The 26,857-nt window shown below is 45.1% G+C and carries 26 protein-coding genes; 22 read left to right on the forward strand and 4 right to left on the reverse strand.

Going from position 1 to position 26,857, the window contains the following annotated elements:
* Positions 1 to 131: 131 nt before the first annotated feature.
* The 3 genes from ACH3Y6_RS11060 (at position 132) to ACH3Y6_RS11070 (ending at position 4,189) form a co-directional block, all read left to right on the forward strand.
* Positions 132 to 2,102: a glycoside hydrolase family 127 protein gene (locus tag ACH3Y6_RS11060; RefSeq protein ID WP_490835671.1), complete on the forward strand. Its 1,971-nt coding sequence runs from the start codon at positions 132 to 134 to the stop codon at positions 2,100 to 2,102.
* Between the two features lie 27 nt (positions 2,103 to 2,129).
* Positions 2,130 to 3,758: a sodium/sugar symporter gene (locus ACH3Y6_RS11065; RefSeq protein WP_490835672.1), complete on the forward strand. Its 1,629-nt coding sequence runs from the start codon at positions 2,130 to 2,132 to the stop codon at positions 3,756 to 3,758.
* Positions 3,759 to 3,826: 68 nt separating this feature from the next.
* Entirely contained in the window at positions 3,827 to 4,189 is a 363-nt protein-coding gene (locus tag ACH3Y6_RS11070; protein WP_490835673.1) for a YrdB family protein, read from the forward strand.
* 28 nt (positions 4,190 to 4,217) lie between these two features.
* On the opposite strand, the gene ACH3Y6_RS11075 is transcribed toward ACH3Y6_RS11070, so the two are convergent.
* Positions 4,218 to 4,580: a hypothetical protein gene (locus tag ACH3Y6_RS11075; protein ID WP_490835674.1), complete on the reverse strand. Its 363-nt coding sequence runs from the start codon at positions 4,578 to 4,580 to the stop codon at positions 4,218 to 4,220.
* Between the two features lie 238 nt (positions 4,581 to 4,818).
* On the opposite strand from ACH3Y6_RS11075, the gene ACH3Y6_RS11080 reads away from it, so the two are divergent.
* The 19 genes from ACH3Y6_RS11080 to ACH3Y6_RS11170 all read left to right on the forward strand — a co-directional run bounded on the left by ACH3Y6_RS11080 (position 4,819) and on the right by ACH3Y6_RS11170 (position 21,991).
* A complete protein-coding gene (locus tag ACH3Y6_RS11080) occupies positions 4,819 to 5,277 on the forward strand; it encodes a (2Fe-2S)-binding protein (protein WP_490835675.1) in 459 nt (152 codons plus the stop codon).
* Positions 5,278 to 5,300: 23 nt separating this feature from the next.
* Positions 5,301 to 7,463: a xanthine dehydrogenase family protein molybdopterin-binding subunit gene (locus tag ACH3Y6_RS11085; RefSeq protein ID WP_490835676.1), complete on the forward strand. Its 2,163-nt coding sequence runs from the start codon at positions 5,301 to 5,303 to the stop codon at positions 7,461 to 7,463.
* A gap of 16 nt (positions 7,464 to 7,479) precedes the next feature.
* Positions 7,480 to 7,893, forward strand: coding sequence for a c-type cytochrome (locus ACH3Y6_RS11090; RefSeq protein WP_490835677.1), 414 nt, complete (start codon positions 7,480 to 7,482; stop codon positions 7,891 to 7,893).
* A gap of 15 nt (positions 7,894 to 7,908) precedes the next feature.
* Complete coding sequence (locus ACH3Y6_RS11095; protein WP_490835678.1) at positions 7,909 to 9,006, forward strand: XdhC family protein; 1,098 nt, start codon at positions 7,909 to 7,911, stop codon at positions 9,004 to 9,006.
* The gene (locus tag ACH3Y6_RS11100) at positions 9,003 to 9,596 is read left to right on the forward strand and encodes a nucleotidyltransferase family protein (protein ID WP_490835679.1); all 594 of its coding nucleotides are present in this window, start codon (positions 9,003 to 9,005) and stop codon (positions 9,594 to 9,596) included. Before ACH3Y6_RS11095 ends, ACH3Y6_RS11100 begins: the two co-directional genes overlap by 4 nt.
* A 4-nt stretch (positions 9,597 to 9,600) precedes the next feature.
* The gene (gene moaA, locus ACH3Y6_RS11105) at positions 9,601 to 10,581 is read left to right on the forward strand and encodes a GTP 3',8-cyclase MoaA (protein WP_490835680.1); all 981 of its coding nucleotides are present in this window, start codon (positions 9,601 to 9,603) and stop codon (positions 10,579 to 10,581) included.
* A 10-nt stretch (positions 10,582 to 10,591) separates the two neighbouring features.
* On the forward strand, positions 10,592 to 11,767 hold the full coding sequence (locus tag ACH3Y6_RS11110; RefSeq protein ID WP_490835681.1) for a molybdopterin molybdotransferase MoeA: 1,176 nt from the start codon (positions 10,592 to 10,594) through the stop codon (positions 11,765 to 11,767).
* A gap of 5 nt (positions 11,768 to 11,772) precedes the next feature.
* On the forward strand, positions 11,773 to 12,501 hold the full coding sequence (locus ACH3Y6_RS11115) for a sulfite exporter TauE/SafE family protein (protein WP_490835682.1): 729 nt from the start codon (positions 11,773 to 11,775) through the stop codon (positions 12,499 to 12,501).
* A 4-nt stretch (positions 12,502 to 12,505) separates the two neighbouring features.
* A complete protein-coding gene (locus tag ACH3Y6_RS11120) occupies positions 12,506 to 12,739 on the forward strand; it encodes a MoaD/ThiS family protein (RefSeq protein ID WP_490835683.1) in 234 nt (77 codons plus the stop codon).
* Between the two features lies 1 nt (position 12,740).
* A complete protein-coding gene (locus ACH3Y6_RS11125) occupies positions 12,741 to 13,835 on the forward strand; it encodes a ThiF family adenylyltransferase (RefSeq protein ID WP_490835684.1) in 1,095 nt (364 codons plus the stop codon).
* Positions 13,832 to 14,275, forward strand: a complete 444-nt coding sequence (locus tag ACH3Y6_RS11130; protein ID WP_490835685.1) for a molybdenum cofactor biosynthesis protein MoaE — start codon at positions 13,832 to 13,834, stop codon at positions 14,273 to 14,275. Before ACH3Y6_RS11125 ends, ACH3Y6_RS11130 begins: the two co-directional genes overlap by 4 nt.
* Position 14,276: 1 nt before the next feature.
* A complete protein-coding gene (gene moaCB, locus ACH3Y6_RS11135; protein ID WP_490835686.1) occupies positions 14,277 to 15,188 on the forward strand; it encodes a bifunctional molybdenum cofactor biosynthesis protein MoaC/MoaB in 912 nt (303 codons plus the stop codon).
* A gap of 405 nt (positions 15,189 to 15,593) precedes the next feature.
* On the forward strand, positions 15,594 to 16,250 hold the full coding sequence (locus ACH3Y6_RS11140) for a response regulator (protein WP_490835687.1): 657 nt from the start codon (positions 15,594 to 15,596) through the stop codon (positions 16,248 to 16,250).
* 13 nt (positions 16,251 to 16,263) lie between these two features.
* Positions 16,264 to 16,659 (forward strand): response regulator, encoded by a 396-nt coding sequence (locus tag ACH3Y6_RS11145; protein WP_490835688.1) that lies wholly within the window; start codon positions 16,264 to 16,266, stop codon positions 16,657 to 16,659.
* Positions 16,660 to 16,661: 2 nt separating this feature from the next.
* Positions 16,662 to 18,560, forward strand: a complete 1,899-nt coding sequence (locus ACH3Y6_RS11150; protein WP_490835689.1) for a sensor histidine kinase — start codon at positions 16,662 to 16,664, stop codon at positions 18,558 to 18,560.
* A gap of 28 nt (positions 18,561 to 18,588) precedes the next feature.
* Entirely contained in the window at positions 18,589 to 19,662 is a 1,074-nt protein-coding gene (locus tag ACH3Y6_RS11155) for a hybrid sensor histidine kinase/response regulator (protein WP_490835690.1), read from the forward strand.
* 4 nt (positions 19,663 to 19,666) lie between these two features.
* Positions 19,667 to 20,464 (forward strand): response regulator transcription factor, encoded by a 798-nt coding sequence (locus tag ACH3Y6_RS11160; protein ID WP_490835691.1) that lies wholly within the window; start codon positions 19,667 to 19,669, stop codon positions 20,462 to 20,464.
* Between the two features lie 102 nt (positions 20,465 to 20,566).
* Entirely contained in the window at positions 20,567 to 21,343 is a 777-nt protein-coding gene (locus ACH3Y6_RS11165; RefSeq protein WP_490835692.1) for a hypothetical protein, read from the forward strand.
* Positions 21,344 to 21,613: 270 nt separating this feature from the next.
* Positions 21,614 to 21,991, forward strand: coding sequence for a hypothetical protein (locus tag ACH3Y6_RS11170; protein WP_490835693.1), 378 nt, complete (start codon positions 21,614 to 21,616; stop codon positions 21,989 to 21,991).
* 19 nt (positions 21,992 to 22,010) lie between these two features.
* Here the strand turns inward: ACH3Y6_RS11170 and ACH3Y6_RS11175 are convergent, their stop codons facing one another.
* The 3 genes from ACH3Y6_RS11175 to ACH3Y6_RS11185 form a co-directional block, all read right to left on the reverse strand.
* A complete protein-coding gene (locus tag ACH3Y6_RS11175) occupies positions 22,011 to 24,629 on the reverse strand; it encodes a sensor histidine kinase (RefSeq protein WP_490835694.1) in 2,619 nt (872 codons plus the stop codon).
* Positions 24,630 to 24,896: 267 nt separating this feature from the next.
* Positions 24,897 to 25,775 (reverse strand): 4-hydroxy-tetrahydrodipicolinate synthase, encoded by an 879-nt coding sequence (gene dapA, locus ACH3Y6_RS11180; protein WP_490835695.1) that lies wholly within the window; start codon positions 25,773 to 25,775, stop codon positions 24,897 to 24,899.
* 66 nt (positions 25,776 to 25,841) lie between these two features.
* Complete coding sequence (locus tag ACH3Y6_RS11185; protein ID WP_490835696.1) at positions 25,842 to 26,843, reverse strand: acetyl-CoA carboxylase carboxyltransferase subunit alpha; 1,002 nt, start codon at positions 26,841 to 26,843, stop codon at positions 25,842 to 25,844.
* Positions 26,844 to 26,857: the final 14 nt, after the last annotated feature.

Here is a 26,857-nt window from a genome sequence, read left to right on the forward strand (position 1 = left end):
TATAAATGGTAGTAGTTGCTATTGTTGTTGATATAGTCAGCTACGGTCGGGTTTCCTAAAAAATCCATTCTGAAAAAGGCCTGTAACAGCAACCCGATTTAGCTTATCTTGTTACTAACAAAACTACTGCCATGTTGTTTACTTTCTATCGGAATTGCCTGATAGCGGGCTTGCTGTTGTGTGGGATAACGGTTCAGGCCCAGCGTGTTTTACAGCAATACCAGGCCGTTAATTTTTCTAAGGTTCGGATCACCGATGATTTCTGGCGTCCGAAACTGGAGAAAGTATCAACGGTCACTATCCCGGTGTGTATCGACCAGACAGAAGTAAAAACACCCCGTATCCGCAATTTTGAGATCGCAGCCGGCAAAAAGCAGGGTAAGTTCCAGGGGATCTTCTATGATGATTCAGATGTATTCAAAGCCCTGGAAGCGATCGCCTACTCTTTAAAAAACCATCCTGATGCAGCTCTGGAGAAAAAAGCGGATGAGTGGATCGACCTGATCGCAGCGGCGCAATTGCCTGATGGTTATATCAACACATATTACAGTCTCCAGTTCCCGGAAAAGCGCTGGACAGATATGAGCATGCATGAAGACTATAATGGCGGCCACCTCATAGAAGCCGCAGTTGCCTATTACGATGCTACCGGCAAAAGAAAACTATTGGATGTGGCTATCCGTTTTGCAGACCATTTTGATTCCCTGTTCGGTCCGGGTAAACGGGATTGGGTGACCGGGCACCAGGAACTGGAACTGGCTTTGGTAAAATTGTATAAGACCACCAACCAGAAAAAATACCTGAACCTGGCAGACTGGCTACTGAGCGAACGCGGACAGAAAAAAGCGGTAGGATACACCTGGACAGACTGGAAGGACACCGCTTACGCGCAGGACAGCAAACCTGTGAAGGAACAGCGAGAGATCACCGGTCATGCGGTGCGGGCCATGTACCTGTATACCGGCGCTGCGGATGTGGCGGCTTTGACCGGAGATGAAGGATACATGCATGCGATGAAAACGGTTTGGGAAGATGTGGTATACCGCAATATGTACATCACCGGGGGGATCGGTTCTTCCGGCAGTAATGAAGGGTTCTCGGTAGATTATGACCTGCCCAATGAAAATGCCTATTGTGAAACCTGTGCATCCGTAGGAATGGTATTCTGGAACCAGCGGATGGGTATGCTGACAGGAGATGCAAAATACATAGATGTACTGGAGAAGAGTTTATATAACGGCGCATTGGATGGTATTTCACTGGCGGGCAATCAATTCTTTTATGGCAATGTACTGGCCTCCAATGGCAAACAGGCCAGAAGGGATTGGTTTGGTACAGCCTGTTGTCCATCAAATATTGCCAGGCTGCTGGAATCGTTGGGCGATTACATTTATGGTTATAACGAGAATAGTATCTGGGTGAATTTATTTGTAGGAAGCCAGACAGCTATTCCGCTGAAAGGCCAGGAAGTCAATATCCGCACACAAACCAATTATCCATGGGAGGGAAACATGGATATTCATGTATCGCCCAAAAAGAAAACAGTTTTTGCTGTACGGGTCCGTTATCCGGGATGGGTATCAGGGGAAGCCGTGCCTGGGGGCTTGTATACGTATGATGCACAGCAACCTGCTGCTGCAGTGGTCAGCGTGAATAACCAGCGGGTAAAATATCAACTGGAGAATGGCTATCTGGTCATCGACCGCGAATGGGCGCCGGGTGATAAACTGACGGTGTCTTTTCCGATGGAGTTCAGGCGTGTGTACAGCAGGGAAGAAGTGAAAGCCAATAGAGAAAGGGTGGCCCTGCAAAGAGGTCCGTTGGTGTATTGCGTGGAAGGTGCCGATAATGAGGGCCGGGCCATGAACCTGGTATTACCGAAAAACGCGTCTGTACAAGCTATTCCTTACAAGGTGCTTGCCGAACCTGTAATTGGCTTGCAGACCGAAGCCACTGTGCTGACTGTATTACCGGGAGGAGACAATATCAAGACGGAAAGAAAAAAGATCACTGCCGTTCCCTATTATACCTGGAACAACCGCGGGGCCGGGCAGATGCAGGTCTGGTTGCCGCAAAGGATCATCGATATCAAGATCAATTAAGCCTATTTTTGCGCCAACCTGCTGCTTATGCATACATTACATATCGCTGATTATATTGTATTTTTTCTGTATTTCATTGTGGTGACCGCTTATGGTGTGTATGTTTACCGTAAAAAGAAATCGGTCAATACCAGTTCCAAAGAATTTTTTCTGGCAGAGGGTTCGCTTACCTGGTGGGCCATTGGCGCCTCGCTGATCGCTTCCAATATTTCTGCAGAGCATTTCATCGGGATGTCGGGCTCGGGTTTTGCACTCGGACTGGCTATTTCCACTTATGAGTGGATGGCGGCTGCTACCCTGATTGTGGTGGCGGTGTTCATTATTCCCCTGTACCTGAAGAACCGTATCTATACCATGCCGCAGTTCCTGGCCAAAAGGTATAACGATAAAGTTAGCACCATCATGGCGGTGTTCTGGTTACTGGTATATGTGTTTGTGAACCTCACATCCATCATCTATCTCGGTGCGCTGGCCATCTCTTCCATTTCGGAGATCAGTTTTTTCTGGTGTGTGGCCGGGGTAAGTGTGTTCGCGATCATTGTAACTGTGGGGGGTATGAAAGTGATCGGTTATACGGATGTGATACAGGTGTTGGTACTGATCATCGGTGGATTGGTGACCACTTATCTCGCATTGTCGCTGTTATCTGAACATTACGGTTATGGAAGCGATATCCTGAAAGGGCTTTCTGTATTGCGTAAGGAAGCACCTACCCATTTTCATATGATCTTTCAAAAAGGGGATCCCTATTACAAGGAATTGCCGGGTCTGTCGGTTCTGATCGGAGGTATGCTGGTCAATAACCTGGCTTACTGGGGCTGCAACCAATACATCGTGCAGCGGGCATTGGGTGCTGATCTGCCTACGGCCCGGAAAGGGATCTTATTCGCCGCTTTTTTAAAACTCCTGGTTCCGGTGATCGCGGTATTGCCGGGAATCACGATGTATGTCTTGCATCAGAAAGGCCTGTTTCAGCAGGAAATGAGCGACGGGGGTGTGATTAAACCGGATCATGCCTATCCCACGCTGATGAACCTGTTGCCTGCGGGCTTAAAAGGGATTGCTTTTGCTGCATTAACGGCCGCCATCGTGGCTTCACTGGCAGGCAAGGCCAACAGTATTGCTACTATTTTTTCACTTGATATTTACCGTAAGTTCATTAATAAAGATGTTTCAGAAAAGAAACTCGTCAGGGTGGGCCGCTGGGCGGTATTGGTATCCATGATCGCAGCGGCACTGGTGGCACCGGCACTCCGCTCGCTCGACCAGGCGTATCAATTCATCCAGGAATATGTGGGCTTTGTGTCGCCGGGGGTACTGGCCATTTTCCTGCTGGGTTTTTTCTGGAAAAGAACTACAGCTCAGGCGGCCATGGCAGGCGCATTGTTGACAATCCCGGTTTCTACTGTTTTGAAATTCCTGCCGGTATGGACAAATGATTGGTTCCCTGATTATCCTTTTCTCGACAGGATGACGATTACTTTTGTAACAGTGGCGGTTGTGATGGTCCTCATTAGTTGGTGCTTCCCGCAGAAGGAAAATGAGAAAGCCATCATAGAAGTGGACCCGAAATGGTTCCGGGTAAATACCGGTTTTGTTATCGGTTCCGTGATCATATTGGGAATACTGGCCGCATTGTATACTGTATTCTGGTAAAGCTGACAGCACTAAAGCGATCTCTTTGTTATATTAGCAAAACAATCCAATCCAATCCCTGATCCTGTATGAGCAATCATCCCTTTAACCTGGCGCTGCGTTTTATCCTGGAGCTGGCGGGCTTATGCATTATTGCCACCTGGGCCTGGGTATTTCATCAGGGTATTTATCAATGGCTGGCCGTGGTCTTGTACCCCGCCGTGGCCGCAGCCGCCTGGGCTATCTTCAGGGTAGAGGGAGAATCGGGGAAAACCCTGGTGCGGGTGAACGGTATCACCCGCTTACTGATCGAGATCCTTTTTTTCAGCACCGCGGCCAGGATGTTGTACCAGCTGGATGCCGGCAGGCTGTACTCTTTTTTCCTATTGTTTGTGATGATACACTACGCGGTCTCATACGACAGAATACTCCGGCTCATCCGGAACCGTTAGTACCCGCAGACGGATCAGCTGACCGGAATCATTTCCCCGAGAGGAAATTTCCCGGAATACGCATGCCTTCCTCTTTATCCAGCACATGTTTCATCAGCTTTTTCAAAGCTTCGGGAATGCTTTCTTTTTCCTTGTCGGTTAATACATGTATGATCTCGAAGAACTCATCTTCATCATCGTAATAACCAAAGTAGAGGTCGTACAGGTCGTTGGGATGCAGGCGTAGAGAGATCTCTTTGTCTTCTTCATACACGTGCATGGTCAGAATGGCCCACTGGTCATTATCCTGGTAGTCGAAATGAATATCCACCGCATCGGTGTTCACCGCCCAGGTTACCAGTCTTTCGATCATTTCAGCAGCGTGGTTCCTTACCAGTTCTTCGTAGTTCATAATTTGCCGGTTGATGGCGCGAAAGTAAGGCCGTTTTGGCAGCCGGCAAGCGGAAATCAACGAAATGCCGGGATCCTTGTTACAACCTGTTAAGTAAGTTGCTTCGGAAAAATAGGGATAAGCGTTATTTTTTGCACAAAGCAGGAAATTCATCTTCCGAATGCCCGATAATTTTGATAAATTTCCTGTTCCAAGTGTTAATTTTATAAGCGAATGTGTTCCTGCTAAAACCTTTTTTATGATCAAGCTAACAATCAATAACCAGTCTTATGAGGTTGATGCCAGTCCGGAAATGCCCCTGCTTTGGGCTATCAGGGATATGGTAGGGTTAACCGGTACCAAGTTTGGATGCGGCATGGCCCAATGCGGAGCCTGTACGGTTCATGTAGACGGTAACCCTGTCCGCTCCTGTAGTTTCCCTGTATCTGCTGCAGTAGGTAAAAAGATCACTACTATTGAAGGCCTGTCCGAACGCATCGGCGAAGCGGTAAAAAAAGCCTGGATCGAGCTGCAGGTGCCGCAATGCGGTTATTGCCAGTCGGGCCAGATCATGAGCGCTACGGCTTTACTGAAGAACAAACCCAAGCCTACAGATGCCGATATTGATGCGGCCATGCAGGGTAATCTTTGCCGCTGTGGTACCTACCAGCGTATTCGCAGTGCCATTCACCGTGCATCAGAACTGATCCAATCCTAAACTTCAACTTCAAACGCAATCTTATGGCTAATCAACTTACGAATATAGATCGCAGGAATTTTCTCCGTTTAACCGGTATCACCGGCGCCGGATTGGTATTGGGTCTTTCTGCCCATGCTGACGGGGTCGCTACCGTAGAGAACCTGGCTGCTGCCGGAGAATCCTTTGAACTGACCCCTTATGTCTTGATAGAGAAAAGCGGTCAGATCACCATCTTCAATACCAAACCTGAGATCGGGCAGGGTACCTTTCAGTCGATCCCGGCATTGATCGCAGAAGAACTCGAAGTATCGCTTGACAAAGTGACTATTCAGCATACCGGCGGCGAAAAGAAATTTGGTGGTGCCCAGTTTTCGGGTGGTTCAGCATCGGTACGCACCAGTTATACCAGTTTACGTAAAGTGGGTGCATCGGCTCGCGAAATGCTGATTACTGCGGCAGCAACGCAATGGAATGTTCCGGCATCGGAATGTTATGCTTCGGATGCAAAAGTGTTTCACAAACCATCAGGCAAAAGCCTGGGCTACGGTGAACTGGCCGAAGCGGCTGCCAAAGTGGAGGTTCCGAAAGAACCCCGTTTGAAAGACCCCAAAGACTTTACCATATTGGGTAAATCCACTCCCAGACCCGATGTGCCACTGAAAGTGAACGGAACGGCGCAGTTCGGTATCGATGTGTCTGTGCCGGGCATGGTGTATGCATCCATTGAGCGCTGCCCCGTACTGGGTTCCAAACTTGTGAGCTATGATGATAGTGCTGCCAAAAAAGTAAAAGGTGTAGTAGCGGTAGAAAAATGCGAAAGGATACATGGTGTATACCGTTCCGAAGGCGTGGCCGTTATTGCAGAGACCTATTGGGCTGCTTTACAGGGAAGGAAAGCATTGAAAGTGACTTGGGACTACCAGGGAAATGATAAGTTCAATTCCAAATCCTACGAACAGAGTTTGCGCGACGCTTCTAAACAAGAGGGTGCTGTGGAACACAGTCAGGGTGATTTTGATAAAACATTCGCGGAAGCTCCGGTGAAACTGGAAGCTTTTTATGAGACACCCATCGTGTCGCATTCACCGATAGAACCCATGAACTGCGTGGCCAGCTGGAAAGATGATTCGCTGGAGATCTGGACCTCTACACAAGTGCCGGGAAGGATTATGGATGATTTTACCAAGACTTATGGCATAGCCCCCGAAAAATTGAAAATACATGTTATGTTCAATGGGGGAGGATTCGGCAGAAGACTCTATCCTGATTACGTGCATGAAGCGGTACAGTTGACCAAAAAGATCGGGCGTCCGGTAAAATCTATCTGGACCAGAGAAGACGATACCCGGATGGGACCTTTCCGACCTATGACTTTCTCGGCCATGAAGGGGGCATTGTCTGCCGATGGTAAAGCCATTGCCTTCCAGCACAAAGTGATTTCACCCACGCTGGACATGCGTAAAGACTATGACAAGACCAAGGCAGACGGTACGATGACAGAAGGTATCAGTGAACAGAAGTATGAGATAGCGAACATGAAGAACCTGTATGTGCATCATTACCTGCATCTTCCTTTGGCTGCATGGCGTGCAGTAACCAGCACTACGCTGGCGTTTTCGCATGAATGTTTCATAGATGAAATGGCCGTGAAAGCAAAAAAAGACCCGATGGCTTTCCGTTTAGGAATGCTGACAAAAGAGTCTGATACCAAAAACGTACTGAATAAATTGAAGGAAGTATCTCATTGGGACAAACCGCTGCCAGCAGGATGGGGACGTGGGGTGGCGCAGTATGAATTTTTTGCGGGCCTTGGCGGATTCGTAGTAGAAGTATCTAAGAAAGGAACCGGTATCAAAATTGAAAAAGTATATGCGGTGATCGATCTCGGTACTGTTGTCAATCCAGATACAGTGGAAGCGCAGGTGCAGGGTGCTGCGGTAATGGCTTTGACTGCCGCGGTGAAAGGCGGGATTACTTTTGAGAACGGTCAGACCGTGCAGACTAATTACCATAATAACCAGCTGATACGCATTAACGAAATGCCAAAAGTGGAAGTGCATATACTGGCCAATGGAGGTCCGCGTATCAAAGGTGTGGGTGAACCAGGTTTACCGCCATTTGCACCGGCTCTGTGTAATGCCATTTATGCGGCAACGGGAAAACGGATCCGTCGTTTGCCATTTGATATCAATAAAATTGTTTGACGATAGAAGAAAATACATGATGAAAAAAATTGTTGCAGGCAGTGTCCTTTTATTGTTGATGATCGGTGGCTCAGCTTTCGTTCAGTCGTATGACCTGCCTAAGAGTGTGGCACGTGGAAAGGAGTTGTATGTTACGTATTGTCAGAATTGTCATATGGCAGACGGCAAAGGGGTAGAAGGTGCTTTTCCTCCGCTGGCCAAAGCCGACTACCTGAAAAAGCAACCTGTTAATTCGATCATCGCCATCCTGTTGAAAGGGCAGAACGGTGAGATCACAGTAAACGGGGTCAGCTACAATACCCCGATGATGCCATTAGATTATCTAACGGACGAGCAGGTAGCGGATATTTTGAATTACACCTATAACAGCTGGGGTAACAAATCGGTAAAAGCGGTAACGCCTGCGCAGGTAAAAAAAGCAAGACAATAGTTCCTGCATCTTTTCATGAAAGAGATCAAAGACATCGTACATGCTTTTGATGAAGCTGACCGTATGCATAAAAAAACGGCATTGGCTACTGTGGTCCATGTGTCAGGTTCCTCCTACCGCAGGCCCGGTGCCCGCATGCTGGTTACCGAAGACGGGCAGCTGACCGGTGCTATCAGTGGTGGCTGCCTGGAAGGGGATGCTTTGCGGAAAGCAGTACTGGCCATCACCCAGGTAAAAAATAAACTGGTTGTTTACGATACCACCGACGAGGACGATGCCAAACTGGGCATACAGTTGGGTTGCAACGGAATAGTTTCTATACTCTTTGAACCCATCCATGCAGGAGATCCTGAGAATCCCATTGCTATTTTGCGATCTGTGATTGCCGAGCGCAGACCTTATGTACTGGTTACGGCCTATTCGGTGAACCAAGGGGAGCACCTGGGTACACGCAGGGTGGAAGAACTCCCGTCACTGGTACAACCCCAGCTTAGTGCAGTGGTAGCCGAAGTATTTGCAGCAGCATGTTCAACACATATAGAATTAACAGTATCGGAGAACCAGCAGCATTTTTTTGTGGAATACTGTCATCCCTCCATTGCCCTTGTCATAGTGGGCGCAGGTAATGATGCAATACCGCTGGCTACTATCGCCCATAACCTGGGCTGGGAAACCACAGTGGTAGACGGGAGGGCCTCTCATGCAACCAGGCAACGTTTTTCCATGGTCGATTCATTGATCGTTGGCAAACCAAAGGAAGCTGCTAAGCAGCTGGAGATAGATGAACGAACAGCAGTGGTACTCATGACGCATAACTATAACTATGACTTAGAAATGTTACAGCAGTTACCCGCTACTGCCATATGTTATGTAGGCATGTTGGGCCCTGCCGCTAAACGTAAGCGGATGCTGGATGAGCTGGAACAAAAAGGGGTTGTTTTTACGGAAGCGTTTCTGGACAGGATATATGGCCCAACAGGTATTGACCTGGGTGCAGAAACAGCGGCTGAAATCGCTTTGTCCATAGCGGCAGAGATCATGGCTGTGATGCAGCAAAAGATGCCGTTGCACCTGCGCGGCAAACAGGAAGCCATTCATTACCGGGATTCATGAGAACGGGTATACTGATATTAGCGGCAGGAAGTGCTTCCCGTATGCAGCAGCCCAAAATGTTACTGCCTTTCGGCAAGGGAAATATTCTTTCGCATCTGCTGGATGAGGCCAGGGCATTAGAACCGGCAGCTATTTGCCTGGTAACGGGGTACTATCATGATGAGATCTTATCGGCTATTGCCACAGAAGGTCTGCAAGTGGTCCGGAATCTGCAGTGGCAGGAAGGGATGTCGGGATCGATACGATGGGGACTCTTGCATTTGTTGCAGCAGGAACCTGCCTTGGAACAGGTAGCGATCCTGGTAAGCGATCAGCCTTTTCTTACTCGTAGCTTATTGCACAATATGCTGCAGGTACAAAAGGAAACCCAAAAAGGGATCATTGCCGCCGGTTACGCAGGAATACAGGGAACCCCAGTACTGTTTACAAAAGATTATTTTGATCAATTGAAACAGCTTACGGGTGATAAGGGGGCGAAACCTATCTTACAAACACATTCCGGTGATGTGGCTGTAGTAGATTTTCCCGAAGGCGTTCGGGATATTGACACACCGGAAGACTATTCAAAATATTGTACATCCATCAAATAAGCGCATGCTGAAAGATACACATCAACGGATACATACTTACCTGCGGATATCGCTGACGGATAACTGTAATCTCCGTTGTTTTTACTGCATGCCTGAAGAGGAATATGCATTCATGCCCCAGCGCCAGCTGATGCAGGCCGATGAGATACTGGAACTGGCAAAGATCTTTGTGGCGCAGGGAGTCAATAAGATCCGTCTGACAGGCGGAGAACCGCTGGTTAGAAAAGACGCGGCAGCGATCATCCGGTCGCTGGGTGAACTGGGTGTAGAATTAACGATCACCACCAACGGTACCCGGGTGCATCATTTTGTGGACGACCTGTTTGCCGCCGGGGTACGTTCTGTTAACATTAGTCTGGATACCTTACAGGAAGATACTTTCACGATCCTGACCAGGCGAAACCAGTTCCGGGTGGTGAAAGATAATATCAGGCTGCTGCTTGACCGGGGGTTTACCGTAAAGGTGAACGTAGTGGTGGTAAAAGGATTGAATGACCGGGAGATCCTTGATTTTATTGCCTGGACTGAGAATGAACCGGTGCATATCCGTTTCATCGAATTCATGCCCTTTGATGGAAATAAATGGCAAAGCGATAAGCTGGTTACCTGGAAAGAAATACTCGAAGTGGCACAAACGAAGTATGAGGTACAGCCTTTGGAAAATGCTGTGCATGATACCTGTAAGAAGTACAGGGTTGAGGGTCATGCAGGAACTTTTGCCGTGATCAGCACGATGAGTGCTCCCTTCTGCAGTAGCTGTAACCGCATCAGGCTTACCGCAGACGGTAAGATCAAGAACTGCCTGTTCTCGGAAGAGGAAACGGACCTGTTACAGGCTTTGCGTAATGGAGAAGACGTATTGGCACTGATAGAAAAATCGATCCTCTCCAAACACAAAGAGCTGGGTGGACAGTTTTCCAACGATTTTACTACCATTGATACCTCTCATTTACATAACCGGAGTATGATCGCCATTGGCGGATAAATAGCAGACTATGATATCGGTAGCAGCAGCCAGGCAGATCGTTTCAGCACAGAGCAGGTTACTGCCGGCTGTGTTATTGCCTTTTGACAGATCAATAGGATATGTGCTGTCAGAGGATATGATTAGTCCTTTGTCCATACCTTCTTTTCCGCAGTCATCCATGGATGGTTATGCCATCCGTGTTGCCGATAAGGCGTTTTTGCTGGAAATACAGGATGAGTTACCTGCAGGCACTTCGAATGAACGGGTGTTGCAACCGGGTAAAGCCATCAAAGTATTCACGGGTGGCCCCGTACCGGCAGGTGCAGACGTGGTTGTGCAGAAAGAATGGGTAAATGTTATTGGGAACCAGATCCGGATAAATGCAGAAAAAGAGATCGAACCAGGCAGTCATATCCGTATGCCCGGTTCCGAGATCAGCAAAAGAGCAGTAGCGATTTCCAAAGGCACAGAAATTGCGCCAATGCATATTGGCTTTATGGCAAGCCTGGGGCTTACAGAAATTCCGGTTATAAGGAAACCGTCGGTTGCCATTGTGATCACAGGTAATGAGCTGGTACAGCCGGGTTCCCCCATTTCCTTCGGTCAGGTGTATGAATCGAATTCCTTTGGTCTGAGAGCTTGTTTGCAGCAGTTACATATTTCAGACATAACCGTAAGTTACACCAAAGATACCCTGGCAGAGACCGAATCAACGATTGCGCAGGCTTTGGCTATTCATGACCTGGTACTTATTACAGGAGGGGTAAGCGTGGGCGATTATGATCATGTGGCGGAGGCATGTATGCGTTTGGGTGTGGTTCAGCAGTTTCATGGTGTAAAACAAAGGCCGGGCAAACCTTTGTATTTTGGCACCACGGAAAGTAAATGGGTGTTTGGCCTGCCTGGTAACCCGGCATCGGTATTGTCCTGTTTTTATCAGTATGTGCGGCCATTGCTGCATGCATTGTCAGGGGTAGCAGCAGCAAAATCGGTAATAGCTGCATTAGCAGAACCCTTTGAGAAAAAACCGGCGCTCAGTTTTTTTCTCAAAGGATATTATGAAAATGGCACAGTACGTGTGATGCAGGCGCAGGCGTCATTCCAGTTAAGTGCTTTTGTTCAGGCTAATTGCTGGATAGAGCTGGAGGAGACCCAGCATTATTTTGCCAAAGGCACAGAAGTAATCGTTCACCCATTTCTCTAAAATATATGGAAGAGATCCTTTTATATGCATTGTTTTTCCTGGTGGCATTTTTATATGCATCTGTAGGACATGGCGGAGCCAGTGGTTACCTGGCCTTAATGGCATTGCTTGGATTCAGTGCGGCTGTGATGAAACCCACTGCGCTGCTGTTGAATGTTATGGTATCGCTGATGGCGTTCATTTCATTTTACCGGGCCAGGCATTTCCGTAAGGAATTGTTATGGCCCCTGATCGCAGCATCGATACCTTTTGCTTATTTAGGAAGTGTATTGCAGGTGTCGGAAGTGCTGTATAAGCAAGTGCTCGGAGTGGTGTTGCTGTTGTCGATTATCCGGATGGTATGGACCAGTTCTGAACAGCCGGTAAAACCTGCTCCCCGCTGGTATGTATTGTTTTCGATCGGGGCGGTCATTGGCCTGGTATCAGGTATGATCGGTATGGGAGGGGGTATCCTGCTTTCTCCGCTGTTATTATTGATGGGCTGGTCTACACAAAAACAAACGGCTGCCATCAGCGCTATTTTTATCTTCTTAAATTCGATGGCGGGAATTGCCGGACAGCTGAAAACGGGATTCAACCTCAGTCCGCAGATCTATACCATTATTGCATTTGTATTGGCAGGTGGTTTGCTGGGTGCTTATGTGGGTGCAGAGAAACTGCGGGCAAAGAACATGAAATACATATTGGCATTCGTGTTAATACTGGCAGCAGGTAAACTGTTTTTTGTAAAATAAGTGTATGGCGATTGAAATTTTATTTTTTGGATCATTAACAGATGCTACTACGGTGGGAAGGCTGATTGTAGAAGATATTACGGATACGGATCAACTGAAAACTTATCTCATAGAGAAATATCCTGCTCTGCGTTCGGCCCGGTATTTTGTAGCAGTGAATCAGCGTATGATACAGCAAACAGAATCTTTACAATCCGGCGATATTGTTGCCCTGATGCCGCCATTTTCCGGAGGATGATATGTTGCATAATGAACGTTACATACGACAGATAATCCTGCCAGGTTTTGGTCAGGCTGCACAGGATAAACTTCGTGCCGCCAAAGTATTGATCATTGGTATGGGTGGACTGGGATGTCCGGCCCTGCAATACCTGGTTGGTGCAGGGGTAGGTACCATCGGTTTAATGGATGAAGATGCTGTGAGTATGAGTAATCTGCACCGCCAGTTACTCTTCAATGAATCCGATATCGGTAAAAACAAGGCTTCCGTTGCGGCTGAAAAAATGAAACTGCTGGACCCGGGAATCAGCTTCTTTGTGTACCCTTTTCAGCTAAGTAACCGGAATGCATTGGATCATATTGGCGCCTATGATATCGTGATCGACGGAACTGATAATTTTGCGGCCAAATATATGATTAACGATGCCTGCGTGTTATTGCACAAACCTTTTGTGTATGGTGCGGTATCACGTTACCAGGGGCAGGTATCGGTCTTCAACCTCCCGGTAGAGAAGGGGCGTTCACTGAACTATCGCGATCTGTTCCCCGTATCACCTGCCAGGGGAGAGATACAGAGTTGCGAAGAGGCCGGTGTGATCGGCGTATTGCCAGGTATTGTTGGTACTATGCAGGCGGCAGAAACGGTTAAGCTGCTTACTGGATTGGGTGAAACCTTGTACGGACGTTTGTATAACTATGATTTTTGGCAGGCCAGATCCTATGAAATCGCATTGTCATTTCATCCCGATGTAACGGAAATAGAGGAAGCTGTTTTTAGGCAGGCGGATTACAGCTTTGCGTGTGATGACGGGGAAGAAGATATACCGGAGATTAATGTGGCCGAATTCAATCGTTTGCTGCAGGAACCCAATGTATTTGTGCTGGATGTACGGGAGCGGCATGAATTTCCCAGGATCGATTTCTCGGATGCGCAGATACCCATGTCTGAACTGCAGGCATCGCTGGAAACACTTCCCGAAAAAGAGATCTGTGTAATCTGCCACCAGGGGATACGCAGTGTGTATGCGGCACAACTGATCAAAACACGCCGTAATCTGCCCGTATATAGTTTAAAAGGAGGATTGGCCGCTTACTTCAATCAACAGGAAATATGAAAGAGCATAAGGTTAAAAATATCTTCACGGAAGGCCCAATCCCCGCTCAAAAGATAGCGGAGGATATACAGAAACATGCCACACAAACGGCTATCGGGGCGCATAGTATTTTCCTGGGCCAGGTTCGTGCTGATGTAAAAGAAGCGGGAACGGTTAGGGCTATTTCTTATACAGCATACACCGAAATGGCTTTGGAAAAAATGCATGAGATAAGGGAATCTTTATTTGCCAAATATCCGCTTACCTGTATGCATGTTTATCACAGTTTGGGTACCGTGGCTGCAGGTGAGATCTGCCTGTTTGTTTTTGTATCTTCCCAACACCGGAAAGCGGCGATCGATGCCTGCGGAGAGCTGGTGGAAGCGATCAAATTCCAGTTGCCTATCTGGGGAAAAGAGATCCTGGACAACCAGACCACTGCCTGGAAAGAAAACAAATGATATGGTGAACATCACACATAAATCAAACAGTCTGCGGAAAGCGGTGGCAGCAGCCACAGTTCAGGTATCCGCTCAGCAAACCATTGATGCGATTGTTAATAAGACCGTACCCAAAGGAGATGTTTTTGAGTTTGCCAAAGTAGCGGCCCTGTTCGCTGTAAAAAAAACCAGTGATACGATTCCAGATTGCCATCCTCTGCCTGTTGAATTCACACAGGTGAGTTTTGAGATACAGGGGCTCACTGTGGAGGTTCGGGTAGAAGTACATACAGTGTATAAAACGGGAGTGGAAGTGGAAGCCATGCATGGGGCATCTGTAGCAGCATTGACTTTGTATGATATGCTGAAACCGATCGACAGGTCAATTGAGATCCAGCGGATCCGTCTGTTGCATAAGGAGGGAGGGAAATCGCAGTACCGGTTACCCGCTGGTGAATCCATTAAAGTGGCTGTGATCGTTTGCTCGGATTCTGTATATCGGAAAAAAGCCGAAGACAAAGCGGGTTTGGCAGTGATCGAAAAACTGAAAGCACTCGCTATTGAAACCACAGAATACCGGGTAATACCTGATGAGGCTGATGCCATACGTGAACAGGTGACCATCCACGCCGGCAATGAAGTTCAGTTGCTGTTGTTTGTAGGAGGTACCGGCGCTTCGCCAAGGGATATCACCCCGGATATTATACAGCCCATGCTGAACAAGGAACTTACGGGTATAATGGAGCAGGCCCGCCGTTACGGACAGGAACGTATGCCTTATGCCATGCTTTCGCGAAGTGTTGCCGGTTTTGTGGAAGGAATGCTTGTTTTAACGCTTCCCGGCTCAACAAAAGGGGCTGTAGAATATATGGATGCCCTCTTTCCCCAGGTGCTGCATGTGCTCGAAATTGCCCGGGGGGGGCGACATGAATAAGGTACTGGCGGCCCCTGTATTTTGCTACTCTTCATACCACAAATAATCAGGCATTCACTACAGCGCAAACGATTGCATACGTATGAAATAATAAAACTGTTTATAACTCTTTGCCGATTTTGTTATTTTCTGTAGGTGAGAATATCCCGTTGTTGTAATTTTGTATTTATAAATGATAATGATTAATCATTATTGCGATAAGCTGTCATCCGAAAACGTTTATCCTTAATTCATCCCCGTGTTTAAGGGGGGTAATTAACAAAAATTAATCATTTTCTTTACTTCCTGCTTTATTCCTGTAAAATAAGTAATGCATTGACGGATTCGTTATATACGTTTCACTACGTCGTGTGTGTACTTGTTTACAAGACTTATTTATTCAGAAGCAAATCAAATTGAGCAGGAATGATCACAGTTGGTATTATTGAAGACAACCAGGCTTTACGAACTGGTATTGAAGAATTCGTTTCCCAGAACAGTACTATGCGGATCCTTTTTTCATGCAATAGTGTGGAAAAATGGCTGATGCATTACGATCATAATACTGAGGGGCCTTACGTACTTTTTCTCGACATTGGCTTACCGGGTATTTCCGGCCTGAAAGCCATCTCTGTTATTAAAAATAAGTACCCTGATACTAAATTGGTTGTTATTACCGGTGACAGCTCCCGGGAAAGTGTATGGGAAGCTATTACCAGCGGCGCCGATGGTTACCTGCTGAAACCTTTTTCATTGAAAGAGATCAGTCAGCAGATTGATATCATCCAGAATGGTGGTGCCGCCCTTTCTCCATTGATAGCCGAAAAACTGATTCATCGAATCAATGCCAGTAACAGGCCAGTACGGGAGGGTAAAAATATGTTGCTCACCCGGAGGGAAAATGATGTTCTTGAACAATTGGTAAAAGGGCTCAGCTATAAAGAAGTGGCCAATATCCTCAAGATATCGTTTGCTACGGTAAACGATCATATCAAGAATATCTATTTCAAAATGGGGGTTAATTCCAAATCAGAACTGATTGCCAAAGTGCTGTCAAACAGGCAATCGGATATTATATTATAAACGATTGCCTGATATGCCAGAACAAAAGACTGATTATACCATATTGATCGCAGAAGATAATTGCATTAACCGGATCGTATTAACCAATATGCTGAAACACCTGAATAAACGGATCGTTGAGGTTGAAAATGGCAGGGAAGCGCTTGATGCTTTGGGAGAACTGAAGGATACGGCTACTGTACTGTTGCTTGATTTGAACATGCCTGTTCTGGATGGGTATGGTGTGATCAGAAAAATGGCCGAGAATGCCGAAACATACAGGAATGTAAAAACAATGGTTGTAAGCGGTACTTTTTATAACGATTTTCTGGAGAAAGGATTGGGTGAGCATATCAACGCTTATCTGGAAAAGCCTGTTGTAAAAGAGCAGTTGATTCATAAATTACGTGAATGCGTGATTAATTTCTGATCTTGGAGCAAAACTTATTACATACAGATGTCAAACAGTTGACTGGGCTGAAATATCTGCTCAATAATATTTCTCATGCCATATTGTTTGAAACACTGGATAACAAGATCGTATTCGTAAACCAGCAGTTTTGCGAATTGTTCCAGATACCGCTTAGTCCTGAATTGTTGATTGGTGCTGATTGTTCCAAGTCGGCAGAAACATCGAAGCATTTTTTCCAGAACCCTGAAGCTTTTGTGGATGGCATCAGGAAAATATATATGGGCAAAGTGCCTGTATTGAATGAAGAACTCGTACTTGCGAATGGGAGGTCTATCTATCGGGATTATAAACCCTTACTTGACAATCCTGAAAACAAAGGGCATTTATGGATTTATAAGAATTTTAATGAAATCAAGTCCGTTCTTACACAAACCCAGGAACAGAAATTTTTTTACGAACAGTTACTCAATAACATTCCGGCAGATATTGCCATTTTCGACAAGGATCATAAGTATTTGTTTTTGAATAAAACGGCTGTTCAGGATGATGAAATCCGTCATTGGATGATTGGAAAGGACGATTTTGATTTTTGCAGGCATACCAATCGGCCATCACACCTGGCTGTTTACCGGAGAGGTATTTTTAAGGAAGCATTGGATTCTGCAGAAATGGTGGAGTTTGAGGAAACCAATTATTCGAAAGACGGGAAAAAGGTTCATAATCTCAGACGTTACTATCCATTGTTGGATAAGGATGGCCGAGTGAATCAGGTGATCGGGTATGGTGTAAATATTACCAGGATCAAAGAACGGGAAGAGAACCTGATGGAGAGAGAGCAGGCATTGAAAGACCTGGTGCATTCCATGGATCAGGTAGTCGTGACATTGAATATGAACGGCCAGATCAAATATGCCAACCCTAAGTGGGAGGAACTTACAGGATTGCAGATACAGGAATACGGGTCACAGAAAATCGGAAGTTTTATTAAGAAGGGATGGGATGCTTTTTTACGGAATCTGCAGGTTTTTATTGAAGAGGGTAAGTCGGATATGCCGGCTACCTATATCTACCTGAATGACCATACAGGTGCACAACGGATATTCAGTTATTACCTGGCTAATTTCAGCAACTATTATACCACGGAGAAAAGAGTAGCGGTATTTCTGAATGATATTACGGCCCGCTTGATTGTGGAGCGAAAACTGAAGCGGATTGCTGCAGAAGAGAGAAGAGTCAATGAAATGAAATCGGGTTTTATTAGTCTTGTTTCGCATGAATTACGTACGCCGTTATCTGTTATCCTTGCCAGTACAGAGCTGATAGAAATGTTGGTTGCGAGGAAAGCCGGGGAAGACACTACCGGAACTACAAAGTATACGGAGCGGATCATTCATCAGGTAGATAAGATGACACAACTGATGAATGAGTTTCTTTTCCTGAGTAAGATCGAATCTGGAAAATTGTCGCATTCTCCTGTACTATTGGATGTAGAAGAGCTTGTCAGAAAACTGATCAACGATTTGTACTCGCCGTGGACAGATGGCCGTTCATTGGTTTTCTCCGTAAAAGGTAAGCCAGTGAAAGTAATGGCTGATGAATTGATGCTGACACATATTTTGAGCAATTTGATCAGCAATGCATTCAAATATTCACAGGATAAGGAAGCCCCGAAGCTCAGGTTGCGGTTTACAAAAAGATCCTGGAGCCTGCTGGTAGTGGACAATGGAATTGGTATTCCGGAAACCCAGCGTGCTAAGATCTTTCAGCCTTTTGTGCGAGGGCCAAATGTTGGATCTGTTACGGGCACAGGGTTCGGTTTAATGATTGTAAACCTGTTTGTTAAAAAGAGTAAAGGAAAAATACAAATGAAAAGTTGCGAGAACCTTGGATCGGCATTCCTGGTCAGGTTCCGAAAATAGTCATAATTCCCCCTAATTAGTAAAGTCAATGGATAAGATATTGTTGGTAGAAGACGAAACGATCATCAGGGCCTCTATAGCGGAGATCTTGCGTCATTATGGGTATGAAGTGATTGTGGCTGAAAATGGCAAACTGGGCCTTGCCAAAGCATTGACTGAAAAGCCGGATCTGATTATTTGCGATGTAATGATGCCGGAAATGGATGGCTTTGAGATGTTGCAGGAGTTGCGTAAGCATCCCGATTTTGATACGCCTTTTATTTTCCTTACAGCCAAAGTGCAGGCGGATGATATCAGGGCAGGAATGAACCTGGGTGCCGACGATTATATTTTCAAGCCCTTTAAAAGCGCTGATCTCATCAAAGCTATTGAAACCAGGCTGGATAAAAGGAAGCTGGTTATGAAAAGAATTGAAGAGAAGACCAAAGACCTGGAAAATCTGATCAGGCTGATGTTGGGTCATGAATTTAATACACCAATGAATGGTATTAAAGCTATGTCTGAATTCATACACCAGAACGTAGAGAAATACAATGATACCCAGTTGGGTGAATTCTGCAACTATCTTTCACTCAGTGCAGAAAGACTTCAGTCTACTTTTGATAAAGTGAGAAAAGTATACGAAGTAAAAGAACTGGATAAGGCAGAAATAACTGATACGATATGTGAAGGTGTTCGGAATACCATTATGCAGATCGGCCAATCACTGGCTGAGAAAGCAGGTAGGATGGAAGACCTGGTGGTAGCAGATTTGGATGATATAGCACTTCCGGTAAAATCAAATCTCTTATTTACCGCATTATATGAGATCATTGAAAATGCATTCAAGTTTTCAGAAAAAGGCTGCAAAGTAGAGATCAGTACACATAGGTCTGAGAATAATTATGAAATCATAGTAGCTGATTCGGGGAATACGATTGCGGCAGAAGAACTGTCTACCTACACTTCATTCAGGCAGTTCGACCGATCAAAGTACGAACAGCAGGGACTTGGTGCAGGTTTGGCACTTACCATCAGTATTCTTGAGAAATACAACGCAACAATACTATTCCGGAACAATACACCCAAAGGCATCATAACTATCTTACGTTTTAAAATATAAATATATGGCAGAGTATAAAGGCACTACCATTCTTGTAGTAGAAGACGACTTGGATCTTCGTCAGACGCTGGCCGAGAGTCTTTCCAGTTATCACAATGTAATTGAAGCTGAAAGTGGTATCATGGCACTGGATATCCTGAAAACACAGAAGCCAGACCTGGTATTATTGGATGTAATGCTTCCGTTCCCGCTGGATGGATTTTCTGTTCTTCGCGTGTTGAAGAATGATCCTGTTCTTTCTCTGATACCAGTTATTTTAATGTCGGGAATCAAAACCGAACAGACCATTCTTGAGGGACTGAAAATGGGGGCAAACGATTATATCGTAAAACCTTTCAGGGCAGCCGAATTGCAGCTGAAATGTAATAACCTGATTGCTATGCGACAGAAAATACTGCAAAAAGTGGAGAGGGAAATGTTCATCAAGACTCCCGAAGTTTACCAGTTTGATATCGAATCGGAGTTTAAGAAGAAGTTTGAGAATATTACCAAAGCTATGGTAGAAGGATCGGATTTTACAGTGCCCAATATTGCTAATAAAATGTCGATGAGCATATCTACCCTGGAACGCTGGACCAAGAAGATATATAATATGACGCCTAAGCAGTATATCCAGAATACCAAATTAACCAAAGCTGAAATATTCCTGCGTCAACGCCTTACTTCTGTGAATGAGATTGCGTACACGCTGGGATTTAGTTCTGTATCCTATTTCTGTCTTTCTTTCAAAAAGAAATATGGTAAAAGCCCTAAAGCGTACATGCGTTTCCCGTCAAAAGTAGATACGCTTACGATGGATTAACGATTGGGTATGGGTTTCGCCGGAAAGGGATTGTTTTTTGTATCAATATAAAATTGTTATATGGTTTGTTGTAAAGGGGATAATATTCTGATTCTAAAATATTTGTCGGAAGTATTCCAGGCAGAAGGTGAGAAGCTGATCACTTTTTTTTCTGAGTCTGATAATGCTGTCTGGCTTGAATATGAGACATGGTTGAGTATGATCAATAAAAAGGATCTGCAGGGGGAGCTCACTTATTTTCACCTGTCATCCTTCCCGTTCGATACATACGATGTATTTAGTAATTTTAAAAACAGCTACCAATTTGCAAGGGGTATTGTAAGTCAAAAATTCGAGTACCATGTTGTACTCTCATTGGTGAACGATGAGCTCTTATACATGGATTCCCTGGAAAAATTAGCGGCACAATTCCTGGAGAAGGCAGCTGAGTTAACATCTAAATATCCATCTTCCTTTGAAGTGGTTATACGTTTGCATGCAGTTTACAATGTATTTGGTGATAATAAATTTTCATCTATTTCCAATACTAACCAGATACAGCAGTTCATCAACCTGTTTTACGATGTGAATACGGCCTACTTAACAGTAGATCCTAATATATATGTTACGGGAACCGATGCACGTGCACTGGCTCAGGCTTTATTCGAAAGGCGTAAATCTGGTCACCAGTATGTTGGTAATAAGTTTCAAATCATTCCTTTTTCAACCCCGGTTAGCCTTTCAGAGCTGGTTACTGCTTCTCCAAGATTGACTTACCAGCTGCAGGAGTCTTCCAATGATGCCAAGAAACAGTTGCTGCTTAAAACCTGTTTTGAAAAATATGCACGCCTGAAAGAACCGGATCTGTTGCTGAAGCAGATATACAGTTATATCGGATAACACAGCTTGCTGCTGATAAACCCTGTTTCCTTTTCTGCGCGTCACACACATGCAAGATTTTGAAATTTAGTTTGTCGGGCCAGAATTCCGGATATCCCTTATTTAAGGGTTCTGTATTTGTCAAAAAAGATGTTAAGATTGTTGTTGGAAAGTAGTTTAAGCGGAGTATGGATAAATTGTCATTCTAGTGTTGCTTGCTATAAAAGTCACCGTATAGTACAGGTGACTTTTCTTTATTAAAATAAATTGATCGGGGTATAAGCCCAGGCCATGCTGCTCAGAAGGTTTACATACGCTATCAGTAAAAAGTACAGAAAACTGGATAACGCCATTTCCGGGGCACGCTCTCTGGGGTATATGGTGCATCTTTCTTTTCCTACTTCTTTTCAGGTCTCGTTCATTGATGAAAATGGCTTACCCAGGATACGCGAGTGTACGGGTACCCGTTTTGATCAGCGGTTGCTGGTTCCGGAGAATTTTAAAAAGATACTGATCAAGGTATTTGTGTCGAATCCCATGAAACTGAAGGAGCAGACCGTTAAGATTGCCATACTGCAGGAAGACCAGGTATTGAAAGAGAAAAGTTTTGCGATCTGTCATAACGAAAAGTTCGATGGCTGGTTCAATCTTGACCTGGCACAGGCCTGAGTGCTTCAGACGTTATGGTCTATGGCATAATATAAGGTAGTACCACATGAAATGAACTTCCCTTTCCCAATTCACTTTCGAAATAGATTCTTCCTTTGTGCATGGATATAAAGTTGTGCACAAGTACCAGTCCGATGCCGGTTCCAGTAATGTTTCCCGTATTTTTTGCCCTGTAAAATGAGTTGAAAATCTGGTTGTGTTCATCAGGCGGTATGCCAATGCCATAATCTTTGATCAGTACTTCCAGCTCTTCCTCTTTGTAAGTGAGGTACACTTCTGGTTGAGGTTTGCCCATGGAATATTTGAAGGCATTTGATAATAGGTTGTCAATTACGTGTGAAATATGTGTAGCATCCAGTAATGCCTTTCGGGAAGTACCTGAAACAAAGAATTCGGCTATCCGGTTATCATTCTGCAGGCTGTTCTGGCGGACGATAGATTTTCGGATCAGTTCCTCCATATCGATTTCTGTGGCAGAGAGGGGTTCTGTATCGGATTCTAATTTGCTTAAAAGCAGCGTATCATTAATCAGGTCAGAAAGCCGATCAATTTCACTGTCTATATTTTTAATAAACTTTCGGGCTTTAATAATATTCTCATCATCATATTTCTGTAAGTATAACTCGGCAATTTCCGCTCCCGATTTGATTGATGTCATCGGGGTTCTGAATTCATGAGAGGCCATCGCTACAAATTTGGACTTAAGCTCACTCAATTGCTTTTCTATGCCAAGTGCGGCAAGCATCTGTTGCTCAGCTCTTTTGCGTTCATCAATTACCCTGGATGAAGTGATCAACAGATTCCTGCCGTAAAAATCATCATATAATGACCTTGCACTGGTTTCGAGCCAGTTATAACCGCCTGACTTATTTCTGAAACGGTATACAGACATAACATCTTCCTTCATTACCTGGTTCATACTGTTGTGAATCTGCAGCATCATGTCTCTATCGTCAGGGTGGAAAAAATCGAAAGGATTTTTTCCAATCATTTCTTCTGGAAGGTAACCTGATATGGATTGAATTGTTGGGGAAACGTAAATATACGTAGCATCAATCTCATGCACACAAACAAGATCATTTACATTCTTTGATAGTAATTCGTATAAATAACTATGCTCTTTTTCCGAAGTGATGTCTTTTAGTGTCCCGGTAGTACCCGTTATGTTATTTTCCTGATCAAGAAGCAATGTGGCAAATACCCGTATCCATTTGATTTTTCCTGATTTGGTGATGTAGCGTATTTCATGCGAACAGTAGCTTTTCTCCCGGTTGATTAACGGCGTGAAAAGTAGTTGGTTTTTTTCTACATCATCCGGATGCAGAAAATTGAAAAAAGGTACCCCAATGGTCTCATCCAGGCTGAATTCCATGATGGTTTGCCATGCTTTATTCAGATATACCCAATTGCCGGTATTGTCAGTCTGAAATATAATATCTGTCACATGATCTACGATATATTTATATTTCGACTCGCTTTCTGCCAGTTTTTGTATGGATTCTCTTAAAAGGGTAATGTCTTTTGAGTTTACGGAGATACCAATTACTTTCCCTTCGGTGTTTTGTATGGGGTTGATAATGATTCTGAGGATCCGTTCATTGAATACCAGTTCTTCTTCTACTTTTACTCCACTCATTCCCTGTAGATACCATTTCTGTAATTGCCTGTTCACTTCTGCTACTCCGATGAAACTCCTGGAGACTGCTCCAACCACCGGATCTTCATTGTAGTAGTCCTTGTAAAGTTGTTTATACGATTGATTGAATGATAAGAACCTGTAATCTGTATCTAGCGTATAGATGTTTTCTTCTGAAGTGTTGATGATGCTGTACAGGCTGTTTTTCAGTAAAGCGGTGGTATCGGAAAGAGGAGAGTAGTTAGCTGTGTTCAGAAGCATGACAGCTATTTCAGCAACCTTATCGCCCATAAGCAATGGCGACATTGCAATATGCAGATGCTGATGGTTGATAGTGATGATCTCCTGTATAAAATCACCTTTGAAAGCGAGGTCGAATAAATTTTTTATTTCAGTTTCAAAACTGCCATGAAGGTTTCCTGTAAAAAAATCGTCTCCGGTCTCATATCTTATACCTGTTTCTTTTTTCATCCATTCGTAGAAGATCTTATTTCGTGAGGTGATCTGGTAAGAATGGTTAATGGTGAAGAAACTGACGCCCAGACTGCTCATCAGCTGATCAAGATAATAACGCGGGTTGTCCTGCGAATGTCCAAAGATTTTGGTGCTATTGGTTTCCTGCAGATTGCCGATGAAGAAGGTAATGATGCCGTTTTCTTTTTTTACAGAACCGGTATTGCTTACCATAAGATAAGTGTCGTCAGACCGGCGTATTCTGAAATTGGCTTTGAAGTCGGTTAATTCAGACAGGTTGTTGTAAAAATCAGTTACAACAGAAGCGTCTTCGGGATGTATTAATTGCATCCAGTTGTTGGTTCCTAGAAAATGACTCTCATCAAAACCCAGTAATTGTTTAATGGATGGGCTAAGGAACAGTATATTCCCATTGATATCCATAATGTACATTACCGAACGAAGGTTATTGGTAAGCGCCCTGATGATGGAGTAACATTGCTGGATATCTTTTTCCTGGGTGATCTGTGGCGAAAAGGCACTGTTCATAAATGATGGAGGTTCTTTGTCGGGCGTAATGCTATATGTAAAATTTGAATAATTTTTAGTAAAAAAGTATAAAATATTCAGCATTCGGGCCGTTGCTGCTTTTATTCATCGAATTCTTATCTGACAGGCTGTTTTTATTTATTGGTTGATGCCGGCCTGCACAGGATAGCCCTTGCAAGGTACATAATGGTGCAAAGCTCAGTTCCTGACAAAGAAAAAGGGGCAAAGTTGTACTTTGTCCCTTTTCCACTGTGTTTTGATCTGGTCTTATTTTTTCAGGTAATTCCTGACTTTGGCGTGCAGTCCATCGCTTAATGGCACTACCGGTAAACGCAGGTGGTTTCCGATCCATCCTTTTTCGGCCATAAATGCTTTTACGCCGGAAGGGTTGTTTTCGGCGAACATCAGGTCATAAGCTTCTATCAGCTTGTCGTTAATGGGTTTAGCGGCTGCAAAATCCTGTTTCAGGCACAAACGGATCATCTCAGAGAATTCAGCAGGGAAAGCGTTGGCAGCCACACTGATCACACCATGCATACCGCAGGCAATCAGGGGGAGTGCCAGAGCGTCGTCGCCGCTTACCAGCAGGAAATCTTCCGGCATATCGCGTAATAACTGCATGCATTGTGCCATATCGCCACTGGCTTCCTTCATACCGGCGATATTGGGTAACTGGGCCAGTCGCAAAGTGGTCTCTGCAGTCATATTCCTGCCTGTACGGCCCGGAACATTGTATAAGAGGATGGGCTTGGGCGATGCTGCTGCCAGTGCTTTATAGTGCTGGTAAATACCTTCCTGCGAAGGTTTATTGTAATTGGGTGAGGCACTCAGTACGGCTATCGCCTTATCCAGCGGGAACTTATGCAGGTCGTTGATGAGCTCTGCCGTATTGTTGCCACCGATGCCCACTACTACGGGTACCCGGCCGGCCACTTTTTCGAAGGTATAGTTAACAATGTCCAGCTTTTCCTGTTTATCCAACGTGGGGGTTTCTCCGGTGGTTCCTAAAGTGATGAGGTATTCAACCCCATCCTGGATCATGGTGTCGATCACATTTCCCAGCGAATCGAAATCCACTTTCAGATCGGAGGTGAACGGTGTAACCAGTGCTACCCCCGTTCCCTGCAGTTGTTGACGTAAAGACATTGTTTGTTTATTGAATTATTTTTAATTACTGTTTGATACTCTCCCTCAACTACTAACTATTAATTACTAACTACTAATCATCCCCACCGCTTTCCCATTCTCCTCCCAGAATCCCATTTTGCCGTATTTATCGATCCGGTCGTTGATACGTTGCATGGGGTCTTTGTCTTTTATTTCCTGCAGTGCTTTCTGTATATAAGATTTGAGAATGGAAGAAGCTTCTGCATAATCCCAGTGGGCACCTCCCAGCGGTTCATGTACGATCTCATCCACCAGGCCGAAATTTTTCATGTCGGTCGCGGTCAGACGCAATTGCTCTGCCGCAGTCTCTTTTTTATCCCAGCTGCGCCATAAAATGGAGCTACAGCTTTCGGGAGAGATCACGGTATACCAGGTATTCTCCATCATCAGTACTTTATCGCCCACGCCAATGCCCAAGGCACCGCCGCTGGCGCCTTCACCGATGATCACAATGATCACGGGCACTTTTAAGCGGATCATTTCATAAATGTTACGGGCAATGGCTTCTCCCTGACCACGTTCCTCAGCTTCCAGTCCCGGATAAGCACCCGGGGTGTCGATCAAACAGATCACAGGTTTGTTGAATTTCTCCGCCAGTTTCATCAGGCGCAGAGCTTTTCGGTAACCTTCCGGGTTAGCCATACCAAAGTTGCGCAACTGGCGGGCTTTGGTATTGATCCCTTTCTGCTGCCCTATGATCATTACGGTTTCACTATCCAACTGGGCAAAACCACCAACCATCGCCTTGTCATCCTTGAAATTCCGGTCACCGTGCAATTCTACAAAATGGGTGCACATATTCGTAATGTGCTTCATGGTATAAGGCCTGTCGGGGTGACGGCTCAGCTGTACCCGCTGCCAGGGAGTGAGATGCTGGGTGATCTCTTTCCTTTTTTCCAGGATAGAGGCTTCCAGTTGTTCCAGGGTAGCGGTATAGTCGATCCGGGGATTTTTCTCCGCCAGTTTTTTGGTGTCATCTATCTGTTCATAGATATCCTTGATGGGGTTCTCAAAATCAAGGAATTGCCTATTTGGGTATTGGGGCATAGGGTTCAGTTAAG

It is taken from the genome of Sediminibacterium sp. FW305-C-269 (assembly GCF_058231045.1).

Excerpts from the sequence above, each read along its gene's own strand:
- ACH3Y6_RS11060 (WP_490835671.1), top strand. The coding sequence starts at position 132 with ATGTTGTTTACTTTCTATCGGAATTGCCTGATAGCGGGCTTGCTGTTG.
- ACH3Y6_RS11065 (WP_490835672.1), top strand. The coding sequence starts at position 2,130 with ATGCATACATTACATATCGCTGATTATATTGTATTTTTTCTGTATTTC.
- ACH3Y6_RS11070 (WP_490835673.1), top strand. The coding sequence starts at position 3,827 with ATGAGCAATCATCCCTTTAACCTGGCGCTGCGTTTTATCCTGGAGCTG.
- ACH3Y6_RS11075 (WP_490835674.1), bottom strand. The coding sequence starts at position 4,580 with ATGAACTACGAAGAACTGGTAAGGAACCACGCTGCTGAAATGATCGAA.
- ACH3Y6_RS11080 (WP_490835675.1), top strand. The coding sequence starts at position 4,819 with ATGATCAAGCTAACAATCAATAACCAGTCTTATGAGGTTGATGCCAGT.
- ACH3Y6_RS11085 (WP_490835676.1), top strand. The coding sequence starts at position 5,301 with ATGGCTAATCAACTTACGAATATAGATCGCAGGAATTTTCTCCGTTTA.
- ACH3Y6_RS11090 (WP_490835677.1), top strand. The coding sequence starts at position 7,480 with ATGATGAAAAAAATTGTTGCAGGCAGTGTCCTTTTATTGTTGATGATC.
- ACH3Y6_RS11095 (WP_490835678.1), top strand. The coding sequence starts at position 7,909 with ATGAAAGAGATCAAAGACATCGTACATGCTTTTGATGAAGCTGACCGT.
- ACH3Y6_RS11100 (WP_490835679.1), top strand. The coding sequence starts at position 9,003 with ATGAGAACGGGTATACTGATATTAGCGGCAGGAAGTGCTTCCCGTATG.
- moaA (WP_490835680.1), top strand. The coding sequence starts at position 9,601 with ATGCTGAAAGATACACATCAACGGATACATACTTACCTGCGGATATCG.
- ACH3Y6_RS11110 (WP_490835681.1), top strand. The coding sequence starts at position 10,592 with ATGATATCGGTAGCAGCAGCCAGGCAGATCGTTTCAGCACAGAGCAGG.
- ACH3Y6_RS11115 (WP_490835682.1), top strand. The coding sequence starts at position 11,773 with ATGGAAGAGATCCTTTTATATGCATTGTTTTTCCTGGTGGCATTTTTA.
- ACH3Y6_RS11120 (WP_490835683.1), top strand. The coding sequence starts at position 12,506 with ATGGCGATTGAAATTTTATTTTTTGGATCATTAACAGATGCTACTACG.
- ACH3Y6_RS11125 (WP_490835684.1), top strand. The coding sequence starts at position 12,741 with ATGTTGCATAATGAACGTTACATACGACAGATAATCCTGCCAGGTTTT.
- ACH3Y6_RS11130 (WP_490835685.1), top strand. The coding sequence starts at position 13,832 with ATGAAAGAGCATAAGGTTAAAAATATCTTCACGGAAGGCCCAATCCCC.
- moaCB (WP_490835686.1), top strand. The coding sequence starts at position 14,277 with ATGGTGAACATCACACATAAATCAAACAGTCTGCGGAAAGCGGTGGCA.
- ACH3Y6_RS11140 (WP_490835687.1), top strand. The coding sequence starts at position 15,594 with ATGATCACAGTTGGTATTATTGAAGACAACCAGGCTTTACGAACTGGT.
- ACH3Y6_RS11145 (WP_490835688.1), top strand. The coding sequence starts at position 16,264 with ATGCCAGAACAAAAGACTGATTATACCATATTGATCGCAGAAGATAAT.
- ACH3Y6_RS11155 (WP_490835690.1), top strand. The coding sequence starts at position 18,589 with ATGGATAAGATATTGTTGGTAGAAGACGAAACGATCATCAGGGCCTCT.
- ACH3Y6_RS11160 (WP_490835691.1), top strand. The coding sequence starts at position 19,667 with ATGGCAGAGTATAAAGGCACTACCATTCTTGTAGTAGAAGACGACTTG.
- ACH3Y6_RS11170 (WP_490835693.1), top strand. The coding sequence starts at position 21,614 with ATGCTGCTCAGAAGGTTTACATACGCTATCAGTAAAAAGTACAGAAAA.
- ACH3Y6_RS11175 (WP_490835694.1), bottom strand. The coding sequence starts at position 24,629 with ATGAACAGTGCCTTTTCGCCACAGATCACCCAGGAAAAAGATATCCAG.
- dapA (WP_490835695.1), bottom strand. The coding sequence starts at position 25,775 with ATGTCTTTACGTCAACAACTGCAGGGAACGGGGGTAGCACTGGTTACA.
- ACH3Y6_RS11185 (WP_490835696.1), bottom strand. The coding sequence starts at position 26,843 with ATGCCCCAATACCCAAATAGGCAATTCCTTGATTTTGAGAACCCCATC.